24 protein-coding genes and 2 pseudogenes are annotated in these 25,798 nt (G+C 33.8%); 16 read left to right on the plus strand and 10 right to left on the minus strand.

Features of this window, described 5'->3' with window-relative positions; translation table 11 throughout:
• Positions 1-61 precede the first annotated feature (61 nt).
• Positions 62-973 (minus strand): DMT family transporter, encoded by a 912-nt coding sequence (locus OU989_RS05535; protein WP_274796125.1) that lies wholly within the window; start codon positions 971-973, stop codon positions 62-64.
• Between the two features lie 117 nt (positions 974-1,090).
• Between OU989_RS05535 and OU989_RS05540 the strand changes: the two genes are divergently transcribed.
• Positions 1,091-2,500 carry an aminotransferase-like domain-containing protein gene (locus OU989_RS05540; protein WP_274796126.1) on the plus strand — a complete coding sequence of 470 codons (1,410 nt, stop codon included), beginning with the start codon at positions 1,091-1,093 and terminating at the stop codon, positions 2,498-2,500.
• Between the two features lie 421 nt (positions 2,501-2,921).
• Here OU989_RS05540 and OU989_RS05545 read toward each other — a convergent pair whose 3' ends face one another.
• Positions 2,922-4,352, minus strand: a complete 1,431-nt coding sequence (locus OU989_RS05545; protein WP_274796127.1) for a serine hydrolase domain-containing protein — start codon at positions 4,350-4,352, stop codon at positions 2,922-2,924.
• Positions 4,353-4,729: 377 nt separating this feature from the next.
• Here OU989_RS05545 and OU989_RS05550 point away from each other — a divergent pair, with 377 nt between their 5' ends.
• The 4 genes from OU989_RS05550 (at position 4,730) to OU989_RS05565 (ending at position 7,461) form a co-directional block, all read left to right on the plus strand.
• Positions 4,730-5,059, plus strand: a complete 330-nt coding sequence (locus OU989_RS05550) for a hypothetical protein (protein ID WP_274796128.1) — start codon at positions 4,730-4,732, stop codon at positions 5,057-5,059.
• A 362-nt stretch (positions 5,060-5,421) separates the two neighbouring features.
• The gene (locus tag OU989_RS05555) at positions 5,422-6,369 is read left to right on the plus strand and encodes a helix-turn-helix transcriptional regulator (RefSeq protein WP_274796129.1); all 948 of its coding nucleotides are present in this window, start codon (positions 5,422-5,424) and stop codon (positions 6,367-6,369) included.
• Between the two features lie 67 nt (positions 6,370-6,436).
• Positions 6,437-6,976, plus strand: coding sequence for a DinB family protein (locus tag OU989_RS05560; RefSeq protein WP_274796130.1), 540 nt, complete (start codon positions 6,437-6,439; stop codon positions 6,974-6,976).
• 11 nt (positions 6,977-6,987) lie between these two features.
• Positions 6,988-7,461, plus strand: coding sequence for an EVE domain-containing protein (locus tag OU989_RS05565; RefSeq protein ID WP_274796131.1), 474 nt, complete (start codon positions 6,988-6,990; stop codon positions 7,459-7,461).
• A gap of 346 nt (positions 7,462-7,807) precedes the next feature.
• Here OU989_RS05565 and OU989_RS05570 read toward each other — a convergent pair whose 3' ends face one another.
• Together OU989_RS05570 and OU989_RS05575 are read right to left on the minus strand one after the other, a co-directional pair.
• Positions 7,808-9,130, minus strand: a complete 1,323-nt coding sequence (locus tag OU989_RS05570) for a M1 family metallopeptidase (protein ID WP_274796132.1) — start codon at positions 9,128-9,130, stop codon at positions 7,808-7,810.
• Between the two features lie 534 nt (positions 9,131-9,664).
• The gene (locus tag OU989_RS05575) at positions 9,665-10,543 is read right to left on the minus strand and encodes a DMT family transporter (protein WP_274796133.1); all 879 of its coding nucleotides are present in this window, start codon (positions 10,541-10,543) and stop codon (positions 9,665-9,667) included.
• A 119-nt stretch (positions 10,544-10,662) separates the two neighbouring features.
• Here OU989_RS05575 and OU989_RS05580 point away from each other — a divergent pair, with 119 nt between their 5' ends.
• The 3 genes and pseudogenes from OU989_RS05580 to OU989_RS05590 form a co-directional block, all read left to right on the plus strand.
• A complete protein-coding gene (locus OU989_RS05580) occupies positions 10,663-11,520 on the plus strand; it encodes a LysR family transcriptional regulator (protein WP_274796134.1) in 858 nt (285 codons plus the stop codon).
• A gap of 183 nt (positions 11,521-11,703) precedes the next feature.
• A pseudogene (locus tag OU989_RS05585) lies at positions 11,704-12,224 on the plus strand (DUF2785 domain-containing protein); the annotation flags it as partial.
• A pseudogene (locus OU989_RS05590) lies at positions 12,203-12,322 on the plus strand (integrase); the annotation flags it as partial. The pseudogenes OU989_RS05585 and OU989_RS05590, both read left to right, overlap by 22 nt.
• A gap of 218 nt (positions 12,323-12,540) precedes the next feature.
• Here the strand turns inward: OU989_RS05590 and OU989_RS05595 are convergent.
• The gene (locus OU989_RS05595; RefSeq protein WP_274796135.1) at positions 12,541-13,050 is read right to left on the minus strand and encodes a DinB family protein; all 510 of its coding nucleotides are present in this window, start codon (positions 13,048-13,050) and stop codon (positions 12,541-12,543) included.
• A gap of 611 nt (positions 13,051-13,661) precedes the next feature.
• Here OU989_RS05595 and OU989_RS05600 point away from each other — a divergent pair.
• The 4 genes from OU989_RS05600 (at position 13,662) to OU989_RS05615 (ending at position 16,758) form a co-directional block, all read left to right on the plus strand.
• Positions 13,662-13,946, plus strand: a complete 285-nt coding sequence (locus OU989_RS05600; protein ID WP_274796136.1) for a CD3324 family protein — start codon at positions 13,662-13,664, stop codon at positions 13,944-13,946.
• Positions 13,947-14,199: 253 nt separating this feature from the next.
• Complete coding sequence (locus OU989_RS05605; protein ID WP_274796137.1) at positions 14,200-14,796, plus strand: GNAT family N-acetyltransferase; 597 nt, start codon at positions 14,200-14,202, stop codon at positions 14,794-14,796.
• Positions 14,797-15,103: 307 nt separating this feature from the next.
• Positions 15,104-15,643 (plus strand): sigma-70 family RNA polymerase sigma factor, encoded by a 540-nt coding sequence (locus OU989_RS05610; RefSeq protein WP_274796138.1) that lies wholly within the window; start codon positions 15,104-15,106, stop codon positions 15,641-15,643.
• 11 nt (positions 15,644-15,654) lie between these two features.
• Positions 15,655-16,758 (plus strand): DUF4179 domain-containing protein, encoded by a 1,104-nt coding sequence (locus OU989_RS05615; protein ID WP_274796139.1) that lies wholly within the window; start codon positions 15,655-15,657, stop codon positions 16,756-16,758.
• 506 nt (positions 16,759-17,264) lie between these two features.
• On the opposite strand, the gene OU989_RS05620 is transcribed toward OU989_RS05615, so the two are convergent.
• Positions 17,265-17,411: a YrzI family small protein gene (locus tag OU989_RS05620; protein ID WP_274796140.1), complete on the minus strand. Its 147-nt coding sequence runs from the start codon at positions 17,409-17,411 to the stop codon at positions 17,265-17,267.
• Positions 17,412-18,193: 782 nt separating this feature from the next.
• On the opposite strand from OU989_RS05620, the gene OU989_RS05625 reads away from it, so the two are divergent.
• Positions 18,194-19,138 (plus strand): DNA/RNA non-specific endonuclease, encoded by a 945-nt coding sequence (locus OU989_RS05625; RefSeq protein WP_274796141.1) that lies wholly within the window; start codon positions 18,194-18,196, stop codon positions 19,136-19,138.
• 675 nt (positions 19,139-19,813) lie between these two features.
• On the opposite strand, the gene OU989_RS05630 is transcribed toward OU989_RS05625, so the two are convergent.
• Positions 19,814-20,542: a DUF981 family protein gene (locus tag OU989_RS05630; RefSeq protein WP_274796142.1), complete on the minus strand. Its 729-nt coding sequence runs from the start codon at positions 20,540-20,542 to the stop codon at positions 19,814-19,816.
• A 223-nt stretch (positions 20,543-20,765) separates the two neighbouring features.
• On the opposite strand from OU989_RS05630, the gene OU989_RS05635 reads away from it, so the two are divergent.
• The 3 genes from OU989_RS05635 to OU989_RS05645 all read left to right on the plus strand — a co-directional run bounded on the left by OU989_RS05635 (position 20,766) and on the right by OU989_RS05645 (position 23,288).
• A complete protein-coding gene (locus OU989_RS05635; RefSeq protein WP_274796143.1) occupies positions 20,766-21,317 on the plus strand; it encodes a TetR/AcrR family transcriptional regulator in 552 nt (183 codons plus the stop codon).
• A gap of 54 nt (positions 21,318-21,371) precedes the next feature.
• Positions 21,372-21,791: a MarR family winged helix-turn-helix transcriptional regulator gene (locus OU989_RS05640; RefSeq protein WP_274796144.1), complete on the plus strand. Its 420-nt coding sequence runs from the start codon at positions 21,372-21,374 to the stop codon at positions 21,789-21,791.
• A 792-nt stretch (positions 21,792-22,583) separates the two neighbouring features.
• Complete coding sequence (locus OU989_RS05645; protein WP_274796145.1) at positions 22,584-23,288, plus strand: DUF5694 domain-containing protein; 705 nt, start codon at positions 22,584-22,586, stop codon at positions 23,286-23,288.
• A gap of 343 nt (positions 23,289-23,631) precedes the next feature.
• Here OU989_RS05645 and OU989_RS05650 read toward each other — a convergent pair whose 3' ends face one another.
• The 3 genes from OU989_RS05650 to OU989_RS05660 all read right to left on the minus strand — a co-directional run bounded on the left by OU989_RS05650 (position 23,632) and on the right by OU989_RS05660 (position 25,795).
• Positions 23,632-23,925, minus strand: a complete 294-nt coding sequence (locus tag OU989_RS05650; protein WP_319023461.1) for a CPBP family intramembrane glutamic endopeptidase — start codon at positions 23,923-23,925, stop codon at positions 23,632-23,634.
• Positions 23,926-24,236: 311 nt separating this feature from the next.
• On the minus strand, positions 24,237-24,935 hold the full coding sequence (locus OU989_RS05655; RefSeq protein ID WP_274796146.1) for a hypothetical protein: 699 nt from the start codon (positions 24,933-24,935) through the stop codon (positions 24,237-24,239).
• Positions 24,932-25,795 carry an ABC transporter ATP-binding protein gene (locus OU989_RS05660; protein ID WP_274796147.1) on the minus strand — a complete coding sequence of 288 codons (864 nt, stop codon included), beginning with the start codon at positions 25,793-25,795 and terminating at the stop codon, positions 24,932-24,934. Before OU989_RS05660 ends, OU989_RS05655 begins: the two co-directional genes overlap by 4 nt.
• Positions 25,796-25,798: the final 3 nt, after the last annotated feature.

Below are 25,798 nucleotides of genomic sequence, written 5' to 3' on the forward strand. Positions count from 1 at the left end.
ACTGCTCTCATACTTGTTGTCATCAATCTAAAGAGAACCAAAACAAATTAATTATTGATCACTAGTTTAAACTTTGAGCATTATTATTTTCTTTAATCATTTCTTCTTTTTTTATGTTTGCAATAAATACACCTAATAAAGTAATTAAGCCCCCAGTTATTGCAGAAAATTGTGGAACTTCACCAAGCCAGATCCATGCGATAAGAAATGCAAAAACAGAGGTTAAATAAAGTGTACTTGTTGCTTCAGCTGCTCCAGTTCGTGAGGTAACATAAGCTAGAGTAAAATAAGGAATGATTGTTGGAAAGACTCCAAGATACAAAATGACTAATGTTGTATTTAACGGGGCATCCATAATTGCTTCACTTAGACCAGGTGAGAAAAGTAGCATAAAAAATGTACCTGACCAAATTGCGTACATCGTAAAGGGAAAAGCCCCATACTTTTTTAGATATCGATGTTGAAAAACAAAATAAATACTTTCTGAAAGGGATGCTATTAAAACGATCATAACCCCAGAATTAAGTGAAAAACTTTCATTTGAATCTCCAACAGAAATAAATGCTACACCACAAAGACCAATAAGTGAACCAAGCCATCCCCATAATCCAAGCTTCTCACGATAAAAGAATACAGCTAACAGAGCAGTGAATATCGGAGTTGTTGAAACAAGTAAACTCGCAATCCCAGCACTAATCGTTTGCTCTCCATAATTTAGGGCTACTTGATACACGGTGAAACCTGAAAAGCCAAGTAATAAAATAATAGGGATATCTTTTAACTCAGGCAAAGGGGTTTTTGTAATAATTGCTATGATGATTAAGACAAATGAGCCTACTAATAACCGCAATAATGAAATATGTTCAGGCGAATAGGCTGACAATGCAACTCGTATTCCTGGAAAAGCTGATGCCCATAAAATGATTGTTATGAAATGAGCAGAAATAATCTTAAAATCAAGTGTTTTAAACATGAATACACCTCTTATCCAACCAATTAAATTTATAATTTCAATATTAATAGGTTTTTGCTAAAACTTCTCCAACCGGTTAAAATGAAAAAAACCAACCAGTCAGAAGAGGAATTACTAATGAAAAAACCAAAATATCAATTGATTATTGATTTTATAAAAGAAAAAATTGCTAAAGGGGAGTGGGCGATTGGAAGTCCCATACCAAGTCAACGTAATTTGGCAAAACAGTTTGAGGTTAATCGTAGTACAGTCATAACGGCGTTAGAGGAGCTGATGGCAGAAGGGCTACTAGAAGGTAAAGCTGGGAAGGAAACAGTCGTCACCAATAATACTTGGACTTTGATGGGGGCAAAATACTCGACTAACTGGAATGAAAACGTCACTTTAGGCATTCATAAACCCAGTGTATCTATGGTGCAGGAAATTAATCAGGCTGAATCGAATACGAATCTCATTCAATTGAGTAAGGGGGAGCTATCACCAGAAATGTTCCCCTTAGAAGAGATGAAATTCATCGTTCAAAAAATATCAAATCAATTGACCTCGTTTGGCTATGAAGAGCCGAAAGGTAATTTAAAATTACGCCAAGCCATTAGTGACTATTTAAAGGTAAGGGGTATCGAAGCATCACCTTCATCCATTCTCGTAGTTTCAGGTGCGCTCCAAGCTTTACATTTAATTTCAATTGGATTACTAAAAAGAGGTTCTACGGTATTGCTAGAGATGCCGTCCTATCTTTACTCGTTGACTGTTTTTGAGTCTGCGGGGATGGAGTTGCAAGGATTAGCGATGGACAAGGAGGGGCTAATCATCGATTCAATTTATTTGACAAAGGAAAAAGGAAAAAATATTTTATATACGATTCCAACCTTTCATAATCCTACAGGCGCCTTAATGCAAGAAAAGAGACGAGAGAAATTAATTGCTTATTGTGAAAGAGAGCAGCTGCCAGTTATAGAAGATGATGTGTACCACGATTTATGGATTGATAACCCACCACCTAAACCACTAAAAGCAATGGACCTTTATGGAAATGTATTATATGTTGGGAGTTTATCAAAAACCCTTAGTCCAGGATTACGAATTGGCTGGATAGTTGGCTCGGAGTCAGTTATTAATCGATTAGCGGATTTAAAAATGCAATCCGATTATGGATCAAGTACTCTTTCCCAGCTCGTTGCCGCAGAGTGGTTATCTAGTAATTTCTATGATAGTCATCTTGATAAAGTAAGAGAACAACTTAGGGTTCGTAGAAAAGTTGCTTTAGATGCACTGGATAAATATTTGAGTCCTTATGCTACGTGGGACATCCCAAAAGGTGGTTTGTTCATATGGGTAAAAATAAAACCTGAATTCAAAGTAAAAAGGCTATTTGAAAAAGCATTTTCCAATAATATTCTTCTAAATCCTGGTAGTATTTATGCAGAAAAGACTGGACAGTTTATACGAATCTCTTATGGGTATGCTTCACTCGATGAAATAAAGGTAGGCATATTCAAATTAAGCGAAATAATAAAAATTAAATAGATATAATGCTATAATTCTTTAGTGAATTAAAGCGGTTTCTGAATTTGAAATGAAAACAAATTATAAAATATTAGACAAATAAAATATTTTAGGTTAAAAAACAGCATAATGCATTTTATCAATTCACATCTAGGTGTTTTTTCTTTGATATCAAACTTAGTTAGTTTCATTATAGAAATTTGGAGAGTTGAATGTTTTTGTAACAATAAAGTTGTTAAGTTTACAATAAAGTCATAAAAGAATAGTAAAACTATTTATTTAACAACATTTCTTTAATAAGGAATGTGTCTTTGGGTTTGACTGGGAAAAATGTCGATGATTTTAAAATAGACACCGAAGTGTCTTATGTTTTTCAAATAAGCATACCGATAAATTGAAATTTAGTTACTTAATATTATGTTTATCTTGGGAGCGAGGTATTTTATCGGTGAGTGTATACAAACCATGTAATGCTTGCTGTTAATAATGCTGACGAAATCATAGCTGTAAGAACACTGTATGTTTGCCAAATAAGTATCGTGGACCAATCGATAGCACAGCACAGTATACCAAGGGAAATCGTAGCGATCAGGAAAATAACTGTTACAATTATTCTCTTTTTTGTCATTGGCCGGCGCTCATTCGTTTTCCTTCTGCGTAATCCTAAGAGAAATAGCAGAACGGCCAATAAGCAAAGAATAATAGTGATAGACGACAAAACGATATCCAAAAGCTGTGTGCCGCTTATTTCATATGACTGAGTTAGATTGCCGTCTATTATATCTTTCACTTTTAGGACCAAGTTTATATTGGTATTTGCGCCGTTGCTCAACAAACAGACGCCTATTCGTTCATTTAGCAGTATGGCTACTTCGGTTCTGAAATTTGGGTTGCCGCCAGTGTGTTCTATAATCGTTTGGTCAGCGTTTACCGACCAGCCTGCCGCATAATACATATCGTTGACAGCCGAAACAGACATATCACCCTTATGTGATTTTTCGATAACCGTGTAAAATATTTCGGGTATGTCCTGCACAATACCCATCTGTATGCCCATCCAACGCGCCATATCTTTTGTATTAGAAATGATGTAGCCTGCGGGCTTATTCCCAGCATAATCCGGAGCTTTAAATGGAGTTGTCATAAAAAAGGAAGAACGATAGCCCTGTGCCAACTGTCCAGTAGCTTCAGCATCTTCTTTATAAACATACGTATGGTGTAGACCTAACGGCTGAAATACCTGTTCCCTCATAAAGTCTTCATAACTTTGTCGCGATACAATCTCAATAACCAAACCCAACACGTCATAATTAACGGTTCCATAGTTATACTGTTCACCGGGAGGGAATGCCAATTCAGTATCTACGAGCATTTCCACAGTCTTTTGCAACATATCCGGTGTATTACCTTGTGGGATATTTTGAACCTTATGCCTAATATTTGTTAGACCACTGGTATGGTGAAGAAAGTTATTTAGTGTAAGGCTTTGCATATCAACAGGTTTCCCTTGATACTTTAACGTAAACCAAGGTAAATATTTTTGGACAGGGTCAGTCATTGAGAGCTGCCCTTGCTCTTCTAACAGCATAATACCCATACCGGTAAAAGCTTTACTGACCGAGGCTAACTCATAGAGTGTATTTTCACTTGCAGACAACCCCTTTTCACGGTCAGCATACCCTGAAGAAAAGTAGAACACTTCATCATCAGCAAGTATTGAGATTGACATTCCCGGCACACCTGATATACGAGTGGCATCTTCTAGCAACGCTTGTATTGCCGCAGATTTCGAATCTGACAACGCATAACTTTGTGTTGAGAATCCTGAGAATAATATAAATATCGATAATACAAAAACTATAATCTTTTTCATAAACTCTCCTTTTTTGAAAAATTATAAGAGAATAATATAAATAATCTACTTTTACAACTAACTAAATTCAATTTATCTTTCTATTCACCTATATAATATCAAGTAATTGTAAAGAGTTACACTTAACGAACAGATGTGTTAGTACAATAAGAAAAACGATTTCAACAATCGGGCACGTTTCTTGTGTAGAATTGTGGCTTTTATATTATTTGAGCTATTTAGTTGAGAAGAAAATAAATATTATCAACAAAGTGAACTCAATAGAACAAAGAATAATTTATAAAGGACTGATCTTAATAAGTATAATTTCACTAATCAAACCATTAAGAAAGTATGAGGATTATGTTTATAGAGCAAATGCCTATGAGCTTTTATTCATGAGAAAAAAGGCAATCCGGATATTAAATTTGTCTACCAAACAACCAAATTTCAGCAAAGAAGAGAAATCAAGTGGTTTTATTTATTTAGGGATATTATATTCAAAAACAAAAGAATTTAATTTAGCTTCGGATTGCTTCCATCAAGGGCTTGAACTAATGGTGTATGTGAATTTTAATTACCATGACAACTTTAAGAAAGCCATTGAAACATTTATAAAAAGTGAGGATTTTGAAAGGGCAAATTTTTGGTTAAACAATCTAATTCAACGACAAAGTTATGATAATAAATTCAAGAAACTTGGTGAATTAGAAAAGAAAGTAAAGTGATCTTTATTCAACAATCGGGCGCGATTATTAGGAAAGCGTCCTTTAAAGAGACATTAATGGAATACATCTTTATAGAAAAGAGTGTTGGATAATCATGTTAAAATTTAAGTTGTACAGTATTAAGGGTGAATACGTGTTGTTAACGGGAAAATCTAGTTGAACGGTGTTTAAAAACTCTTAATGGAAGCAACTCTTATTAATTGTTCTAAAAAGAGGTTGTGCTATGATTCTAAGCAAACTTTGGCATCATTATGAGGCATACAAACGTATCCAAGGGTATAGGCCAAATACATTGTGAAGCGGATTCTCTTCAACTATTGGGCAAGTACCGTGAAAGAATGCAGAAATGGTGGAGGAAAAAAATGAACAAAACTGAGAGGCAGCTTGCAATCACGCTTGAATTACAGCGAAGCAAAACACTGAGAGCAGAAGATTTAGCTTCTCAATTTGAGACAAGTGTGCGTACGATATATAGGGATATTCAAGCATTAAGTGAGGCTGGGGTTCCAATTTTAGGCGCCCCTGGACTGGGTTACTCCTTAGTGGAAGGATATTTTCTACCCCCGGTTAGGTTCACAGCAGAAGAGGCCGTCTCCCTGCTCATGGGAGCTGATTTTATCGAGCAAAGGTTGGATACAGATTATGGTATTTATGCAAAGTCCGCTAAACGCAAAATCGAGGCTACTTTGTCGGAGTCAGTTCGTAACGAGTCAAGGCTTGTTCGGGAAACAATGCGACTCCTTCATATAGGTGAGCAATCAACTGAAGCGCGGGTAAAAACGTATCTTAATCAAGTTCGCGATGCCATTTTGAAACAGTGCAAAATCAGTTTTATGTATATTAAAAAAATGCCAGGAACAGATGGGAATCGGAAAAATAAACGTGTGGTCTCTCCATATGGATTAACACTTGTCCATGAAAATTGGGTTTTACTAGCATACTGTGATATGAGGCAGGAAATGCGTCATTTTCGCTTGTCCCGGATGACCGAACTTTCTATGTTGGAAGATCAATTTCTTCTACCAAATGATTTTGACCTAAGTAGCTATCGGCCACCTGACAATCGAGACGAAAGTATAATAATTAGGGCAAACCCCGAAATTGCCGACAAAATCATAGAGGCAGTTAATTTTTATATTGAATCCATTGAGGAGCGGAAGGAGGATGTAATCTTTCAATTTCGTGTTCGGTATCCAGAGGAAATATTACATCATTTACTTGGCTGGGGCGGAGATATCGAGGTGATTGAACCGAAGTCTTTACGCTTCAAGATTCGGGAAGTAGCGAAAAAAATTTTAGAACACTACTGACATACACCTGTCAGTAGTGTTCTTTTATACTGTGATTATACCAAGATGAAGAGGAGCTGCTTGAAGGATGAAAAGTACAAAGGAAGTATTGAAGTCATTTGAACTTACAGTAGAAAGATATTTGGCAGAACTAACAAAACTTAATATGGATAAATTACATAGAAAGCTGAACGAAGAAGATTGGTCCATTGGACAGATGTATGTACATTTAATTCAATCTGCTTTCATGCATCTACATAATGTCGAGCAATGTTTAGTTGGCAGTGAATCGACATTGAACCCAGCGAAGGAAAAAACTGAGCAAGGTAAGATTGTATTTAAACTAGAACAATTTCCTGCTGTTCGTATTAAGGTCCCTGCTTCGCCGAATTATACTCCGCAACCACCAGAGAGCATGGAGCATTTGGTAGAAGGACTTCACAGTGTAGTGGAAAGGATGAGGAATACAGAGTCAGTTCTACATCAATCGCCTGAAAGTAACAAGATACTTCATCCGGCGTTCGGTGCATTAAACGCGCAGGAATGGTTTTTGTTAATTGAAATGCATTACAGACATCATTTTTTACAACTGGATCGGTTGAAAACGAGTTTAGCATTTGAAGAGTAGGGGGATTCGTCATGTCGACTATAACTAGTCAGAAAAGCAGATATTGGATTGGCGTTGTATCCGCTTCTCATGTGAATTTAGCCAAAGAAGGTGGGTTTGCACAGTTGTGTCACGGTAAGGCATCACCTTTGCGTAAAATGTCTCCAGGTGATTGGCTGATATACTATTCTCCTCGTACAGACATGTCCAAAGGAAAGCCAGTTCAAGCATTTACTGCTATTGGTCAGGTTACGGACAACGGAACTTACAAACATCAAGTGTCGGAGTCGTTTGTGCCATTTCGCAGAGATATTCGATATATTCCTTGTCGAGAAGTTAAGATTGCATTGTTGTTAAACCAGCTCACTTTTACGAGTGGAAATCGCAATTGGGGGTTTACATTCCGTCGAGGTCATTTTGAAATTGGAGCGGAAGATTTTATGACAATCGTTACCTCGATGTTAGATGGTGAGGAACAGGCTTTATCCGAGATCTTAAAACACTGATTACAATTTGTGAACAGCTTCACTTAAACTATAGAGTGATTTAGTTAGATAACAAGCTTGAACAATCGGGCGCTTTCTTTCCTAAGAATGTGCCCATTTGTATTGTAGGGCCATTTTCTTGAATAACATATTTAAAGAAAAGTGTTATAGGCAAAGAAATTGTGAAGATTTTCACTTAAACCAACTGAGCAGGATGTTAAAGGGTACGTTACTTCTAAAAAGAGTAATCTAAATGAGAGAAATAAAAATGACAAAAAAGGTATCAAGAATACTCTTCTAGATACCTTTTATCTAAAGTTCAAGGTAGCCTTAAAGGGTGCTTTTTTGCTTCTCTTAAATATTAGTTTTATTTTTCTTGTTCTAACCAACCCTCAAATAGGGTATCATCTTTTAAATCAAAATAGTATTTTACGAATCTCACAAATTCTCTAGTATCAACTTCTTTATATCTATAAAAATGGTAATAGCTTCTTAAAAATTTTTCAGCTTCTTTAACCTCTCCATTATCTTTAAATAATTCCCATAACTTTCTGGCAGATTTTCCATAGACATAGGAACTCATGTTGGATCCATATTGATCGAGAGGTAAATTTATTGGTAACTCTAAATTAAGATTAGGTCTGAACATTGAATTATAATCTTTAGTCTGTTTCAATTTTGAAAATTCGAATAAACTCGCTGCAAATACTGCGAAACCTTCATCTAACCATGCATCACTATAAGGATCGTTGCTAACGATCCCATAAAACCATTGATGAGCAATTTCATGTATCACCATATTTTTTAGCTCTTGAGAATTACTAGGACCAGTATTATAAATCGAACCAACTGTAACTATTCCTGGATATTCCATCCCCATTCCATCTACTATAATATCAAATTGTTTGAAAGGATAAGGCCCCATAATTTCTTCAAAATAGTTTATTGCAGCTATAGCCTCATCTGCTATTTCTCGATATAGTTTTTCTTTATTTTCATTAAATCCAAATACTCTAACGGAAGGGCCTCCATCATTTTCCACAAGTATAGGATCTTTTAAAATAGCGACAAATATTTCCTTTATATTTTTTACTTCAATGGAACCAACGTTTGGACTCGGAAAGACTTCTTTATCAGATGAAGATACAAAGGTGAAACCTTTCGGAATATCGTATGTTAATTTAAAATTACTAAATCCAGTATGGTAAGTCTCTCCTCTATCTTGGTAAGACTCCTTGTTCCACCGAGAGTTCCTATATGTTGCAAGCATTGGGTAAAATTGAGCTAAATGAAAATTACCATTATTACTCTTTGTAAATCTTAAGCCTTGTTCAGGAAAGGTGAGTTCATAGGAAAAATAAACTTTAACTTCTTGATAAGGTTTCAACTTATGGGGAAGTTGAATATTTAAAGTATCTCTTTCTAATGTGTAAACGACTTTTTTTCCATCAATAGATATGTTATGAAAATTAACCGTAGAGGGATTTTCCAGCTCGGGTGAAACACTTTTTGTAAATATATTTGGTATAAAATAGAAAGTTAATTGTTCCCAATCATCGGTAGATAAATTTTTGATTAAAGCAGTTGTTTCTAATTGCAAATTTTCGTTCTTATCCATTGTTAGTTTAATGTCATAATCACTAGAATTTCCGGGATTTACTCCTTCAGAAATAAATTCTTCTCTATCCACTTTTTTAGTAACCGTCGATTCCAAAATACTACCATGTTTATTTAACCTCCAAGCTGCGAAAAATACACATATTAAGACTAAAAATATGATAATTATTTTCTTCTTAATAACTTCCCCCTCCATTCAACGTAACAATAAAAATAAAACCCCACTATATGAATTTACTAAAAAGTTTTTAAATTTATACATATTTCTTGGGCTTAATAGTTACTACGTTTCTCTACTGAAAATGTAGAGCCTACAATTACAGGAGAAATTGTTAAAATCGAAAATGTGCTTAATTAACGAAAATGCATGAAACATCCATAGAATTTGCACCAGATATAGATGAGTTTCAAGAGTCCGGCTTAACACCTGTTGCCAGCTCGAAAGTGTTGCCATATCGAGTGAAAGAAAGTCCCATACAAATGGAACAGTTATACTTAATAGTGAAGTAAGTAGCCAAGATTTTTGTTAGGTTTTAAAGAATAATTCACTTCAAGAAATAACTAGATATGCAACTTTTTTAAATTTTTTCTTTGATATTTAGACGAGCTATGTTTTTCCATGTTGTCGTTTTTTCATTGACTGGCTAAAGAACGTACCTGCAATAACGAATAAAGCACCCACGTAATGGTAAACAGTAAGCATCTCATTTAAGAATATTGCCGATAAGATGTAACCGAAAATAGGTGTTAGAAATAAAAAATTATTTGCTCTAACAGCATCAAATTTAAGCAGGTAAAACCAAAGGATCATAGCAATAATAGAAGTCATAACAACCTGCCAAAATAGACCGATCAAAAAATATGGATCAAACTGAATATAAAAATCCGGCTCTAATAAGAAAACAAAGGGGATTGCTATTAAACTGCCGAAAATAATTTGCCAGGTATTAACGACAATTTGAGGCAGATTCAGTTGTATTTTACTATAAAACACACTTCCAATGCCCATGGATAATACTCCTACTCCCAGAGTAATTAGCCCAAATAATGTGGCATTCAATGATTCTAAATAAGGAATAATAGCAATCATGATTCCAAATGCAGAAATGGCCATTCCTAGAATTTCTTTTTGTCCTATCTTTCTATGAAGAAAAATGGAGGCAAGAAAAGCTACAATAAATGGATTTATTGTAATAAATAAATTGAAAATTGTGGAATCCACATACGCAAGGGATAGGAACGAGCAGCCAACATAAAGAGTTGTATTTAAAATACCAAGTATTATTAAATTTGCCCATTCCGACCCTTTAGGATATGGATAGTTTCTGAAGATATATACGAACAAAAACAGTATAACTCCTGCACATAGCAATCGTACAGAAGCAAAAATCAAAGGGCTGGCTGAAAAAAGACCTATCTTAGTGGCGATTGCTCCACTCGCCCAAATAAAAGCATAAAATATCCCTACTTTATTTATTTTCATCATTTATCACTGCCTTTATGTAATATAGCTTCAAGTATAAGTATTTGCATTCAATTAATAAAATTGATAATTTGAATTATATCCATCATGTTTTCTGATGGATTGGAAGGAGGAATTGGTTAATGGAAATACGCCATTTGAAAACTTTTAAAACGATAGTTGAAACTGGTGGATTTACAAAAGCTGCAGACAAACTAGGATATGCACAATCAACGATCACTTCACATATTAAATCCCTTGAAATTGAACTCGATCAACCACTTTTCGATAGAATCGGTAAACAAATCATTTTAACAGAAACCGGAAAACAACTATTACCCTATTCCAATAAAATGCTTCAACTTTACAAAGATATAAAAGAAGTCACTTCCGTAAATGGAGAGGTTGGTGGAGATATTGTTATTTCGGCCCCTGAAGCATTATTGATCTATCGTTTTCCACCGATAATTAAAGAATTTAAGGATAAATATCCAAATGTAAATATTGAATGGCATCATTTAGATCCATTGAATTTTAAAGAAGAATTAATTACTGGGAATGCAGATATCTCGTTTTTATTGGGAAATGAATTAAATGATGTAGACATACTGACAGAAAAACTTTGGGATGAACGGATGATGTTTTTGTATCCGAATGATTTTGATTGGAATAATAAATGTAGCAATTTACTTTACACAGAGAAGGGGTGCAGCTATCGGTTTCTGTTTGAACAGTTTATTCAGGAATATAATATTCCTTCAAAATCGACAATTGAATTCTGGAGTATTGAGGCCATCAAACAATCAATAATCAGTGGACTTGGAATATCCATGCTACCATACGTTACGGTGGAAAATGAGCTTAGTGAAAAAAAATTATCGGGGATGGAGTATCAAACCGGTTGTAAAATTGCTACTTATTTGATGTATCATAAGAACAAATGGCTGTCTCCTGCGGTCAAAGCGTTTATTGAAATGGTTAGAAAACATGTACAGGGATGACTGGAAAACTTGTTTGTTCAACGAACGGGTGCGTTTATTTAGAAACACGTCTTTTTCTTTTAAAGGGCCATTTTTCTGAAATAAGGAAAGCATCTTTCTTCATAAATAGTGACACTTTATGGAACAAATAGGTAACTTAATTAACCTTTATCTGTCTAACAATCCGAGGAGGGATAATTTGGGTTTACAAGGACGTTTTCTGCCTTGCCTATTGCTTTGATTATACAACGCCACAGACAAAATCCATTTTTAAATCAAGAAGAAAATAAGCAATTAATGCAAGCAATGCTCCGTTATTACAATGATGAGAAGGATCTGCGGGGTTACCTTTCAGTAGGAGGCTGGGCTCACGGCGCATCTCACGGTGCAGATGTTTTTGTTGAGTTGGTGCAGTGCGAGGAAAGCAGCGTTGCGATGCTACGTGAGGTTCTTGTCGCTATTTCTGGCATGCTACTTAATGGAATACATATTTTTAGTGATGAAGATGATGAGCGGTTGGTCAATATCGTGGATACGATGATTGACAAAGAGTTACTGCAACATCAAGAAATTGCTGATTGGAATAGCTGCTTAGCGCAATGCTGCGATTGGCCGAGAAGTCGCTGTCAGGTGATTGCTCGCGTGAACAGCAAGAATTTTTACACAGTCTCTATTTCAGAAGGGGACAGATAGCCGGGGGAAAAACGGTGCGCCAATTGATGTAATTCAAAGTTTACTGGGTCATGAAAAGAGTCAGACTACAAAGATATACACTCAGCTAAGCGGAAAGCTAAGACAGGATTTATACAGTAAATACTTTTAAAAACTTTCATTCAATTAAGACACTCATGTAGAAATGGGTGTTTTTTTGTTATAGGGCCATATAATTGAATAAGAAATTATATAAAATAGGAATTTATAAATAGAGATAGCGTCAGGAAAACAGTGGATTTATAACGCAAAGGAAGTTTCACTATTAAAAAATCTAATTTCTCAGTATTAAAAATGAGAAATTAGGTTTTTTCATTAATAGAAAGAGACTTATAAGTATTTATCACTAATCACTTTCATATGGTGTAACTCGTGCCCGGCAATGCCATATGCAATGGTACCTACCGAAACTGGGCTGTTCATTACAGTTCCATTACGAACCCACGCAGCTTCATCAATAGTTGAAATCAGGCTTAACGTATTGGAGCGTACCATGTCTAAACCAGCTAGTAACTGTCCCCAAGATAATTTGTTGAAGTTTGCCGCAGAAACGTATTGATCTTGATCCATTGATGGGAGTGATTCACCTTCATTTCGTGCAATGGCAAGCATTCGATAAGACATCACACGTTCCGAGTCGGTCATATGCCCAATCACTTCTTTTAAAGTCCATTTCCCTGGTGCGTACGTCTTGCTTGCAAACTCCTCTGATACGCTGCCTAAGAGGCTAAGGGTCTTAGTTCGTTGCTTATTCAGTATTTCTTCAATATCTCCATCTGGCACAAGACTAACATACCTATCATGCTCTGGATTTTCAATAAATAATGGTCGTGGACGCACAAGAATCCTCCTCATTGGAATAGTTAATTATGGTTGTAGGGTAATATTCTACTTTCAAGAGAATATTTCCTTTATTTAATATTTATTTTCATTATCGTTTCGAAAATATCTTCAATAATCGGGCGCATTTGTTGAAGATGAATTGTGCCTTTTTCTGCAATAGGGCAATATTGTTGAATAAAATAAACCTGTAGCTTTGTAATAAAGATTGATTATTTATAATAAAGATCGATAATTTGTACGGCTCTCCTCTATATATTTTTTAGAGGTTAGATAATTTTTTTATTTGATATTTATGTAAAAACGATTTCGAAGTAATGTACTTAAACTAACGAAGTAGGTTCGTTTAACAATAAAGTGTTAATATTTATTTTGAAACAACTAATTTTTGAATCAGAATAACGGATTGAAATCTTATAAATCAAAAATAGAGATGGTATAATATGTATTAAATGTAAAGCGAAATTGTATTAAAATCTAAAATTGCAAGGAGGATTGAGTGTATGAGAAGGTATACTTTTTTTGCATAGCAAAGGCTATTGCATAATAAATTAATTGAAAGTAGCCTTTGCTCTTCCTAAAAGAAATACTAAAAATTTAGGAGTGCAAAAATGAGCTATAAAAAAGCAAAGCATATACTTCCAACTGAGTTGGTGGAGTTAATACAGAAATATATTGATGGTGAATATATTTATATCCCACGAAGAAAAGATAATAAAAAGAGTTGGGGGTCCAGTACTGCAACCAGAGGAGAATTGGATCTAAGAAATTCTAATATATATAATGATTATCTATCGGGGTTGAATATAGCTTCTTTGTGTGAAAAATATTATTTGTCATCAAAAAGTATTCAAAGAATTGTATTAAAAGAAAAAAGAAAAAGAACGAATTTTTAAATTAAGCCAATGTGGTTTTATGCCGCATTGGCTTATTTTTTTTTATGAAATAAGTTTGAGGTTTTTTCAAGTAATGTAAGTCAGATATAATCTAATCAACTCTTATAAAAGGTAAGGGGAACCAGTAATTGATTTTTGAGACCTAAGCGTAGTTTATCTAGATTATTTAACTGAAGTGGAAGTATATATTGGGCGGACATTGTTACTTAAGGAATTGTTTTTTGTGCAAAAAAAATGAATAGGGGGGATAGATATGAACAATTTATTTACAATAGATTGTGGTGACATATTACTGAGAGAATTTAGAATTGAAGATGCTGATGCTATTTATGAGCTTACTTCACAACCTGAAGTTTATAATTTTCTGCCAGATTGGCGTTCAACAAAAGAACAACGATTAAACTGGGTCACGAATTATGAAATACCAGACAATAAAAAGTTTTTGTTAGCTGTACCTAATATTAGTGGTGCTAATTATTTAAAGTTGGGAATTATATTGAAGGAAACTGGAGAATTTATTGGTTTCTGCAATACAGGTATTAAAGAAGAGCTAAGTGAACCAAACCGAGAAATTGTTTATGCAATTTCAAAGCAATACAGTTGTCGTGGATACACAACAACTGCAGTAAAAGGATTGATAAAATATTTGTTTGAGAATACAGATGTAGAGCTACTTAATACAGTTGTTCTACCTCACAATTTAGGCTCAAATAAAGTTATCCAAAAGTGCGGATTTCGTATTAAGGGAGAAATTGAAATTGAAGACCAAATTCATTTTCATTACACCCTTAACAAAAAGGATTGGAAAGAAAGGGAAAAAACCACTAAGGCTATTGAAATATTCAACTAGTGGGAGTGTTTCAACAATAATATAGACGTTTACTTACTAACCAAGCAGCGTCCCTGTAATAAGTGGACGGAATGTTCTGGCGCATTTCTTTAATAAGGAATGTGTCTTTTTCCATTTAAGGGCCAGATTGTTGAACAATACCTTAAAAAAAATTGGATTTTTATCTTAGAGTATAGATAAGATTGTGAAGGATTGTAGGTTTTCAAATTTGATATTTCTGTTATTATTTTTTTCTTTTGTGATAGATTTATCGTATTCATTTCGTATTACATAGTAGGTACCAATATTCATTGAGCGGGGTGAACAATTGAAAATTACAGAGAACAATGTTGTACAACACATACAGAAAAAAAATGAAAAAGCAATTCCTTTTATTATTAATCAGTATGGTGGTTTACTTACAGCAATCATTAAACGTCATTTAAATTACCAGCAGCAAGATTATGAAGAATGCCTTGATGATGTTTTATTATCGATATGGAATAATATTCATTCCTTTGATCCTAAGAAAAATTCATTCAAACATTGGATTGCAGCGATTGCAAAGTATAAAGCAATTGATTATCAAAGAAGACAAATTACCATACAAAATCAGCAATTTTTAGTTTCAGAAATTGATGATTGCTTGGTAAAAGCACAACAAACATCAGAAGAAAATTGCGTTGAGGAACTCCTTGAGCAATTGTCAGCTGGTGAGCGGAAAATCTTTGAAAAATACTATTTAGAAGGAACCCCTTCAAGTGAAATAGCAAAAGAATTTGATGCGAAAGAGTCTTGGGTTTATAACAAGCTTTCCAGAGGACGTAAAAAGCTTAAAAGTATTTTAGTTCAAAAAAATGGGGTGTGAGGAGTGAGAATATGTCTATTTATAAAGATTTAAATGATATGAATATAGATTTGGAACAGTATGAAGAACAAAACCTTACAAACTTCGAGAAAAAGAAATGGGAAAAGCGTATATTGAAAAAAATTTGTAAAGAAAAGCCATCTCACGTAAAGAAATATTTAGGAGTTACAGCAACTGTAGCAATGATTTTTAGTTTGATTATTGTTACAGGTTTAATTTCACCAACGATGGCTGCGACGATGAAAGAAGTGCCTTTATTATCATCTGTTTTTAAATTTACAGGGGATCTTGGTTTACACGCCGCAGATGAAAAGGGACTCTCAACAAAATTGAATATAAGCGCTACGCATGAAGGCTTTACATTAAATGTAACAGAAGTAGTGTATGACGGTACACGGGTTGTAATTGGGATTGAACGCCATCATATAGAAGGTGAATATTCAAAAGAAAGTTTATCAGATCAAATGAGTAATATTGAATTTTTACTAAATGGTGAACCATTGAATCACACCAATTTTAGTAGTGTTTCTGAACAACCAAGTAAGGATAAGAATTCCGTAATTCTTGAATTTGCAGATTTGAAAAACCAAGGTGGAAGTCCTTTTCCAAAGCAATTTAATTTGACATTATCTGCTACAATAACTGGGATCTCTGAACCTTTTAAAATGGATATTCCAGTGAGTGATATTGGTAACTATGTAAACCTACAACCTAATATAAGTAGAAAGTACAAGAATAATCGGTTTACTATTGAACAAATTATGCTAACTCCTATTACAACTAGTATTACGACAAGAATAGCCTTGCTTGATAAATCAACTTCTGTAGATTTCCGGGAAGGAATAAGTATCGAAGTTTATGATGAACAAGGGCATGAACTAAAACTAATTAATGGCAATGGTCGCCGTGAGACAAATAAAGGAAATAGCGATTTCATCATGGATTTACGGTTACATCCATTTGAAACTTTACCAAAAGCCATTACAATCAAACCGTATATCTATCTTTATAACGACGACTCAAAAGGAACATATCAAGAGGATGAAAATGGTGACCCAGTCATTCAATACGTTCCAGAACTAGAAATAACAATACCAATTAACTCACAAGAATAAAAAAGTACAGAAAGTGTGGCAAAGCTAACCTTCTGTACGAACTAATCAATGAGTACCTTGCATAGCTTATTTAGAACTATAAGCGATTTTAGGAATAAGCCCATATTTTAGTTATCCCATTAAAGGGCGCTGTTTTTGCGCTACATGGATGGATAACGGGGCAGAATAATGGAATTAAGAAAAAATTCCTAAATTTAATTTTAGTATCGAGGAATTACACTTTTTAGAATTAGAATTTCCCTAACATTGTAATTCCGCATTTTCTTAAACTACATCAAGTTGTATGTGTAAAATATCGCTGAAAAAAGTGCAGAATACCTTCTGAAGCAACCCGTCCTAGATTAGAACGGGTTAGCTTTACTGGTTATAAAATTAAATAGCTATATTGTCACTTTATATTACTTCATCTGGTGGTTGTGTCTTTCTCCAGCCATAAAACTGCATGTCGTCTTTTAATTAAATAAATCATTTCAATTCCCACCTTTCATGTTTTTTAAAGAACAAAATTAAAATTGACGAATACGAATATAATTTTCTACTTTTCTTCGGTTCTCTTCAAAGATTTTTTTCACGTATTCATCATGAAGTGCTTTCTCAAGAGAGATCTCACGTTTTGTAATGGTTATCGTGAGAGCAAAAATGTTTAATATCATTTATTATCACCTCCTTAAATTACCACAAAAAAACCGTAGAGAGACTCCCCTACGGTGAAAAAAGGCACAAAAATACCGCAGGGGCACACTTCTCCCCGCGGTATGGGTATGCTTAAATATAAAAAACCTTAAGCGATCCATTCCGATCTGGTCGAATGTGTGTGTTTCATTTTTACTGAAGTTGTAACTACCAATGACATCAATTTAACGATAACGATCATTTCATTCGACCTCCTTAAGAATTTTTTGATTACTTTGTAATTATATCCATCTTTAAGTTGTTTGTAAACATCTTTTACTAAGTTTCCCTGATTTAGTTAATGATGACTAGAAAAACTCTTTGCTACTTTACCTTGTAGTAAAGAGAAGATATAGAAGACTTAAAGCCAAAAAACATAATTATTATTAAGACAGAGATTTCAGAAGTCGTTTAGAATTTTTAAGGCTTGAGAATTTTTAGTACTTAAAGTAAAGGGTGGCTTTTTAAAGGGTAATTTTGATGTCCTTTACTCGATTTTTTCTCCTATATTAATCTTAATTAGAGTTTTATTTTGACTTTCTTTTAGTTTTGTCTTCAGTGAAATCCCCTAGTTAGGGTTCTTTGTTGTTTTTACTAAAATTAAATTGTTTTTATTTGAATTTAACACTACATATCGAACTAAGTATCTACTGTAATAAAATTAATATTGTAATATACTATTTTAAATAGGTTAACAATGTTAATTTATGTTTTAATCAAAAATCTCTAGAAAATTTAGTGAAAAATTAGAAGGAGTCCTAAAATGAAAAAGAAAATAAGCTATTTAATCTTACTACTAAATGCCATCTTTATAGTTGGTTGTACTAACGTAGAAGATGCATCGAATACTGATGGAAAAGCTGAATTACAAGAAGTAACAACAAAAAATAGTGATAAAGAAAATACTACGACTGAAAAACAAGTAGTAGAGGAAACATCAACTCAATCAAAAGATTCACTGTTCAAAGGTTACAAACTAATTGAAGTTGACGGTGGTGATTTGTCTGGACATCGCGAACCTAACGTGGTCGTAGACATTGGTTTTGGGGATCGAGAGTATTGGTCCTTTACGAATGAACACGGGCAATTAGTCCGTGTCATTGCAAACAAAATCGTTTTACAAGATGATCGTACCGAGCCTGTAACATCGTCTGGCAGATACTACGCTGATGAAGCAAAAGTACCTGGTGTTGAAAGAACAGATTTAGATGAAGGACATATTATTGCAGATTCTCTAGGTGGGGTATCAAATGCTTATAATATTACCCCACAAAATAGTACGCTTAACCGCCATGGTGATCAAGCATATATGGAAGATGCTATTCGTAAAGCTGGTGGAGCTACTAATTTTGAAGCAATAATTACATATCCTAATACGGAAACCCAGATTCCTTCTCATTACAAATACACTTACACTTTAAAAGGGAGTAAAATTGTAGATGAGTTTGATAACGGTAACCCTGATGAAATAAATAAATCTCTTGGATTAACTGAAAGTAAATCAACTAATTCAAATAAGTCAACAAGTTCTAATAAGTCCAATGCTTTGAATGGAACTAAAGATATTTCTAGCATTGATACAGATGGAAATGGTCAAGTAACGATTAAAGAAGCAAAAGCAGCAGGTTATAGTATGCCAATAACGAGTGATCATTGGTTATATCCATATATGCATGATAATGATAACGACGGTATGGTAGGGGAATAAGCACCTAGAACCTAAGGCAAAGTAATTGATCACAGATATAGAAACAATCGAGGCTCTTGTTAAATAAGCTGTTCTGTTCTTCTTGAATTAACGGAGCCGAGGATTGTTAAGTAAATAACAACAAAATAAAAGCGGTTCTTTAAGAAAGAAATCGTTACGAAAGAACAAACGTGGCATGGAGAGTATATTCACCAGCTAAACTATATGTGGTGCCAAAGAATTAGAATATTCAAGAAGCGTGGCGTGTAGGGATGCTGAATGAAAATCATCCATTGTTCTTAAGAGATGGTTTTACTACAGTGAATTTCGAAAATGAGACAATCAAGAGGGCGATCTTAATAATCTGTATCTTTTCTTCTAGAAAGTTCACTATATGAGCCAGTGGACAGGTATGGAGGGCTACAAGAATAGTTTTGTTGACAGCTATGGACATACGTTTAATCTGTAGGAAAGTGACGTTATCTTCTATCATGCCGATCCATCTTCATTTGACGATTTTAATTCGAGCGTTACCCACTATTAAGAGAATAAAATAATGAAAAGCTTAGGATTTAGTTCCTAAGCTTTTATTATTCGGTTGGGCAGGTGCCCCGTAACGGGTGAGTTTTTTGTTGGGGGAGAATTCCTAACTGTAGAAAATTCACAACCAAACTTTATTATAAAGCTATATCAATACTATTTAGGCATTGTATTTACGATCAAACCAATATGTGTAAAGTAATTCATTGCTCCAAATAAAACAAAGGCGATACCTGCTACTGTCCAAAGGAATTTAATAACTTTAGCAAAGTTTGGATTTGCGTTTTTGTTTAAGGCAAAAGGAAATAATACTGCTCCAATCCCTATAATCGCAAATAATCCTGACATAAAAGTTGCCTCTAGCATTGGGTAATCCGCAAAGGCGCCTGATATTGGTTCTTCTGGTGGAGCTGCGAATAGTTGGAATCCGATACCTGCAAATGCGATTGAAATAAGTGCTAGCCCCATTGCCGCAGCAAAATAAGATAATGGTTTTATCAAATATGGCAATTCCTTACTTAAAGTATTGGAAACTATTTTTGAATCGTTCATATTTATACCTTGTTTTAAATATAGATTAGATTTTCTCCATAATAAGACTGATACAGCCAGAAGCAGAATGCCAAAAGCTAGTGAAGTCTCACCGAATATAATATCATCAAATGGGAAGCCAATCTTTGACAATGGCCAAGTAAGGGTCATATGAGCTCCTGTTAGTGTTAATATAAACCCTGGTATTCCAAATCCTATTGCCCAACCTTCTAGTTGTCCCACTTTTTCTTTAGCTAAATGGGAACCAAATCGAATAATTAGTAATAATCCAATCCCAGCTGATACTGACATGATGGTGTTATAGACAGCTGTAACTGACCAATCGATAATCATATAAAAAACTCCTTCTTAATTATCTTGAATTCAAGATATTTTAATTGCAAATAAATTCTATTCCCTTGTCACAAATTTGTCAACAAGATAACAGCAAATTACTTTATTTGCATTGCAATTGAATTTTAAGTCATAATGAACAAGATCAAAACCAATAATTTTATGGATTTGTTGTTTATACAACACATTTAAGATTTTGTTGAAAAAATAGGAGTGGAAACATATGACGCAATCGAAGACGGACCTTCGGGTTTTACGTACTCGTAAATTAATTATGGATTCTTTCATTGAACTTTCAGGGAAAAAGGAATTTAAGGATATTACCATAAAGGATATAACAATAGAAGCCATGATTAATCGTGCAACTTTTTATTATCATTTTAAGGATATATATGACTTATTGGAAAAGGTATTATCGGAGGTATTGTTAGTTAATTTGGATTGTGAATACTACCAAAATAACGAACTAAATGAAGAAGCATTAGTGAACATTTTCAAAGCAATTACAAATTTCCATAAGTCATTATCCCATCGTTGCCATAGAGGTTACGAAGATACTATTGCTCGTATTATTAGGGAACAGCTTGAAATCATATTTTACAAAATGTTGTTGAATCAACACCCTACTAAAGATAAGGAAGCCCTAAAGCTTACTACTACCATGTTAAGTTGGGGAATTTACGGAGCATCTTTAGAATGGGGAAGGAATAGTACAGTACCACCAGAAGAATTTATTAAATTGGTAATTCCTTCAATAATGTATGAGATTGATTGAATTTTTTCTATAAGGTAGATAAAATATATGCTATAGCATATAAAGAGGTGTTATATGGATTTACATGATTTATTAGGGTATCTTATTCATCGTACTGATGTAAAAATGACAAATTATTTTACTAAGGTGTTGAAACCTTATGGAATTACCCCAGAACAATGGAGTATCATTAGTGTTCTTAGTAGCCAAAGAGGCACTACTCAAAAAGAGTTGGCAGAAGCAATTGATAAAAATCAAACAACTGTTGTAAGAATGATACATTCAATGGAGAGAAAGAGTATTGTAAAAAAGGTTTTTAATGAGCAAGACAGACGTTCGCATTATCTTTTCCTAACTGAAAAAGGTGAAGAGATAAAAAAAACAATTCTTTCTGTAGTCAAAGATGCTCATCATGTCGTTTCGAGTAATTTAAGCAAGGGAGAAATCCAACAATTAAAATCGTTATTAAACAAATTATATGATACTCGTTACTAATACCTGACCCTATAGATATTTTGCTATTTATAAAGGATTTTTCTTAACACTATATGCTATAGCATGTAATTTTTGTCCATGGGATAGGGAAATTTAACTTCTTTCCAACGTTCTTGAAGATAAATTATGTTACAGCTATGTACTATTGAAGTAGCTGCCTAGTGTCAAGTAATTTTAAATGACTATAGTAATCTTGCTATTTTTGATTGATTTGGAGGCCATTCTCCAAATGCAAAAGTTGTAAGAACGTTAATAATCAGTTATTCGTGAAACGTCGAAAAGCTTAGGAAGTATTCCTAAGCTTTTTTGAGGTTTCTTTATGAAAGAAAATACTACCAATCCTTATAGTATATGGGGTCTTAATTCGGACCTATTAACCCTGAAGAAAATTTATTAAAGGGAAGGCGAGGCGTGTACAAAGAAGAACGACAATTAACTGAAAGTGCAATTTGTAATACAAAACGAAAGCCTTAAGCATTATCATAATGCGCTAATTATTATTATTTTTATAATTACATAAACTTTGAATAAATAAAAAATCCTTATACTTTTGCGGACGGGAACGGGTCCCACGGGCGCTACCTTCTACCCTGACTACCGTTATAATATGACCAAAAACAAAAAGGTCAAAAATCTGGCTACCCTTATACTTACTTGACTTTTTCAATAATGGGACAGATTGTTTAAAATCAATTTCAATAAAATGGTTATTTGTGTTAGAGTTTACTTTAGACTGCGAAATAACTTACTTAAACTAACGATGCAGGTTAATGAATAAAGGGAGGATTCTCAATGAATGTAGAAAAAGCGAAAGTCCTTATACTTGGAACTTTTCATATGTCTGAACATGAAGGTTTAAATTCTGAAAGAAGGCAAAATGAAATAGTGGACCTAGTATCTAAACTGGCAAGGTTTAAACCAACGAAGATTGCAGTTGAAATGGTACCAGAGGAAAGTGAATATTGTAATGAGAAATATAAACAGTATAAATCAGGTGTACATAAATTAGAGATGAATGAAATATTTCAAGTAGGCTTCCGATTAGGTTTAAAGATGGGGCATGAACAAATTTATCCAACCGATTGGATGGGTAAATCGGACATGGGTTATGCAGAAGTTGAAAGTTGGGCAAAAGAAAATCAACCAGAACTTTTAAATGAAATATTTGAGGGTCTTGTATTTCCTGAATTGTCGGAAGATAAAAGTATAATAGATTATTATAAAGCATTAAACGCTCCCATTTTTCTTAATAAATTGCATAAAATGTATGTAAATATTGCACGTATTGGTGGTCTTAATAAATATGTTGGTATGGACTGGCTAAGTTGGTGGTATAAGAGGAATTTGATTATGTTTGCTAATTTAACCCGTCTAATTGATACGGAAGAGGAACGTATTTTATTTATAGTAGGTGCTTCGCATACAAATATAGTTACTAAATTTCTTGAAGAGAGTGAGATTTGTGAGGTGGTCCCTCCACTAAGTTATTTATCCTAAAAGGTTTTTTCTTTAGATGTTTAAATGGTTCATTATTCTCATAAGTTCTCTTTTTAAATATAAAAGGAATTAGGAATAGTGTATAAGAGGACAACTATACAAAATAGTACACCACTAAATAAAAGTAATGTACCAATTATCATGTATAATATTAAAGATAATCTATTATACATTCACTTATCTTTTATTTTACAGGGTAGACTTGACATTTTTCATAAAATTAATTGAGTGGCCTTTTTTACACGTCTCCATAAAAAGAGCATATAGACAAAGAGCACAAAAAATAATGAGATAAGCACTCGTCATAGAGCTTTCTTCATTGCCCATGAAGTTAAAGGAATTATTAAACCCATGGAAAAGAATTGTTACAATAATGGATTGACCATCTAAGATAAGCAATGATAGAACAAGAACCTACTAATAGTGCATAGATGATTTGTATAATGGTGTCTTCTAAGGATTGACCTCCAAGCAACTGAAGGGCATGTGTGACGCCAAACAAAATACTAGAAACCCATACAGCAGTAGCTACTCCTTTAGTCAGTAGCATTCTAAGCAAAATGCCCCTAAATATAGTTTCTTCGATAAATGCTATAATAAGCAATTGCATCAAGAACATAGCAATGACATTGCTCATAGAAGTCAAATTTAAGCCTTTTGCGCTCACTAAGATAATAATAAAATGAAAAGTAGTGGTAAGAGGATGAAGAGTTGATTCTTTTTAAAAGAATGAAAGAAATACTTTTGCCAGTTCTTTTTTATCATGATATAAATGAAAATCCCCAATGCAAGTGGAATTAACAAAGCAAACTGAAGAAAAGGGCTTGAAGGTTATAGAATAGAAACAAAAGCACCATTTATAACATAGAAAAATATGAGTAGAAATTCTAAAGCAACTATTTTAAATATTAATTTTTGATTCATTCGATAAATTTCTCCCTATTATATTTATACAGGATTTACAGAAACCTTTCGCATGCTTGTAGAAATAACTAAATAGAGTAAGATACTTAAAATAAAAATGCTTCCTAAGATAGCGCTTAAGGACGAATTAGATAAAAGCTCAAATAATGGTGTGAACCATTCAAACACGACCATTAAAATTGGAACTAAAGCAAGTAAGCCAATTAAACTATAGCCGCCTAAAATACCTAAGCGATAAAAAGTGACATTAAGAAGAAGGCCTGAATTAAGACAGAATAGAAGTAAGACTGAATCAAATGCTGCGGTTTGTAAAAATGAATAGGTGTTATCAAAAATTAAGAGTGGGTGGATGATGATAATATTATTTTTGATGTTTAGTAGGGTAGAAACATAAGTAATAATATTTTGTGCACTCGCAATGATTAGTGCACCAACTAAACTCCAACTTATGAAAAACAGCCCGACATTGACCATATATTGTTGGCGACTTAACCCTAGCTTTAAAAAATAGGGTAATGTTCTATTTAAAAGCTTTGCTGCCATTGAACTATAAAAAATGTAAACAGGTATCGAAATGGTAATTGCAAAAGATATATATTGACCGAAAAATGCATCTAAGAAAAATGACAATAGCACAATTAAAAATAAAATGCTCCAAAAAATGATATTATGTTTTTTGAAATTTTGAAATAAGATATAAAAACTACCTTTCATTGTATTCATTTCATAGACCTCACTTTCTGTTTACTTAAATAAACCAGCATGTCTTTAAGAGAGACTGATTCAAGCGATATGTTCTGACCTTCAATGAATTGGCCATTTGCATAAACAACAGCTGTCATTTCTTGCATAAACATATGCTGATAAATCACTGTTAAGTCACCAATTGCTGAAGCAACATCTGTAGCACTACCTTTTACAGCAACAATATGTTCGTACCACTCCTCAGCAGTTTTTTGCAATAATAGCTCTCCCTCATGAAGAATAAAAATTTCCTCAAATAGTTCGCTTGCTTCATCAATTAAATGTGTGGATAAAATAAATAAACGTGGATTTTCAGTTTGTTGTTCAATTAACAGATCATAAAACGTATTCCTTGCTGCCACATCTAAGCCTATATAGGGTTCATCAAAGATGGTAATGTCCGCACGACTCGCAAAGCCTGTAATGATTCCAAGTGCTGAGACCATTCCTTTTGATAAACTACGTACCTTATCTTTTGGATTCAAAGCAAATACTTGGACCAGTTCCTGAGCCAGCTCTTCATCCCATTTAGGATAAAAGAAGCGATTTGCCTTCAATGTTTGCGCAATGGTCATTTCTGCTTGGAAATTGTCACTTTCAGCGATAAAACAAATATTACGTAAAGTAGAAGGAGCATTAAAGACATTTTCTCCGTTGACCAAAATTTCTCCACTTGTAGTCGCGATGAGTCCTGATAACAGATTCAAAAAAGTTGTTTTACCAGCCCCGTTATGGCCTAAAAAACCTATAATTTTCGGACCCTCCATAGTAAATGTGACATTTTGTAAAGCGGATTTATGTTTATATGACTTCGTGACATTGTTGACAGTAATCTTCATACA

This window comes from Lysinibacillus irui (assembly GCF_028877475.1).
Taxonomy (GTDB): Bacteria; Bacillota; Bacilli; order Bacillales_A; family Planococcaceae; genus Lysinibacillus; species Lysinibacillus irui.

Bases quoted from the DNA above. Each gene is read 5' to 3' on its own strand.
- OU989_RS05535 (WP_274796125.1), bottom strand. From the start codon at position 973: ATGTTTAAAACACTTGATTTTAAGATTATTTCTGCTCATTTCATAACA.
- OU989_RS05540 (WP_274796126.1), top strand. From the start codon at position 1,091: ATGAAAAAACCAAAATATCAATTGATTATTGATTTTATAAAAGAAAAA.
- OU989_RS05545 (WP_274796127.1), bottom strand. From the start codon at position 4,352: ATGAAAAAGATTATAGTTTTTGTATTATCGATATTTATATTATTCTCA.
- OU989_RS05550 (WP_274796128.1), top strand. From the start codon at position 4,730: ATGAGAAAAAAGGCAATCCGGATATTAAATTTGTCTACCAAACAACCA.
- OU989_RS05555 (WP_274796129.1), top strand. From the start codon at position 5,422: ATGAACAAAACTGAGAGGCAGCTTGCAATCACGCTTGAATTACAGCGA.
- OU989_RS05560 (WP_274796130.1), top strand. From the start codon at position 6,437: ATGAAAAGTACAAAGGAAGTATTGAAGTCATTTGAACTTACAGTAGAA.
- OU989_RS05565 (WP_274796131.1), top strand. From the start codon at position 6,988: ATGTCGACTATAACTAGTCAGAAAAGCAGATATTGGATTGGCGTTGTA.
- OU989_RS05575 (WP_274796133.1), bottom strand. From the start codon at position 10,543: ATGATGAAAATAAATAAAGTAGGGATATTTTATGCTTTTATTTGGGCG.
- OU989_RS05580 (WP_274796134.1), top strand. From the start codon at position 10,663: ATGGAAATACGCCATTTGAAAACTTTTAAAACGATAGTTGAAACTGGT.
- OU989_RS05600 (WP_274796136.1), top strand. From the start codon at position 13,662: ATGAGCTATAAAAAAGCAAAGCATATACTTCCAACTGAGTTGGTGGAG.
- OU989_RS05605 (WP_274796137.1), top strand. From the start codon at position 14,200: ATGAACAATTTATTTACAATAGATTGTGGTGACATATTACTGAGAGAA.
- OU989_RS05615 (WP_274796139.1), top strand. From the start codon at position 15,655: ATGTCTATTTATAAAGATTTAAATGATATGAATATAGATTTGGAACAG.
- OU989_RS05620 (WP_274796140.1), bottom strand. From the start codon at position 17,411: ATGATATTAAACATTTTTGCTCTCACGATAACCATTACAAAACGTGAG.
- OU989_RS05625 (WP_274796141.1), top strand. From the start codon at position 18,194: ATGAAAAAGAAAATAAGCTATTTAATCTTACTACTAAATGCCATCTTT.
- OU989_RS05630 (WP_274796142.1), bottom strand. From the start codon at position 20,542: ATGATTATCGATTGGTCAGTTACAGCTGTCTATAACACCATCATGTCA.
- OU989_RS05635 (WP_274796143.1), top strand. From the start codon at position 20,766: ATGACGCAATCGAAGACGGACCTTCGGGTTTTACGTACTCGTAAATTA.
- OU989_RS05640 (WP_274796144.1), top strand. From the start codon at position 21,372: ATGGATTTACATGATTTATTAGGGTATCTTATTCATCGTACTGATGTA.
- OU989_RS05645 (WP_274796145.1), top strand. From the start codon at position 22,584: ATGAATGTAGAAAAAGCGAAAGTCCTTATACTTGGAACTTTTCATATG.
- OU989_RS05650 (WP_319023461.1), bottom strand. From the start codon at position 23,925: ATGAGCAATGTCATTGCTATGTTCTTGATGCAATTGCTTATTATAGCA.
- OU989_RS05655 (WP_274796146.1), bottom strand. From the start codon at position 24,935: ATGAATACAATGAAAGGTAGTTTTTATATCTTATTTCAAAATTTCAAA.
- OU989_RS05660 (WP_274796147.1), bottom strand. From the start codon at position 25,795: ATGAAGATTACTGTCAACAATGTCACGAAGTCATATAAACATAAATCC.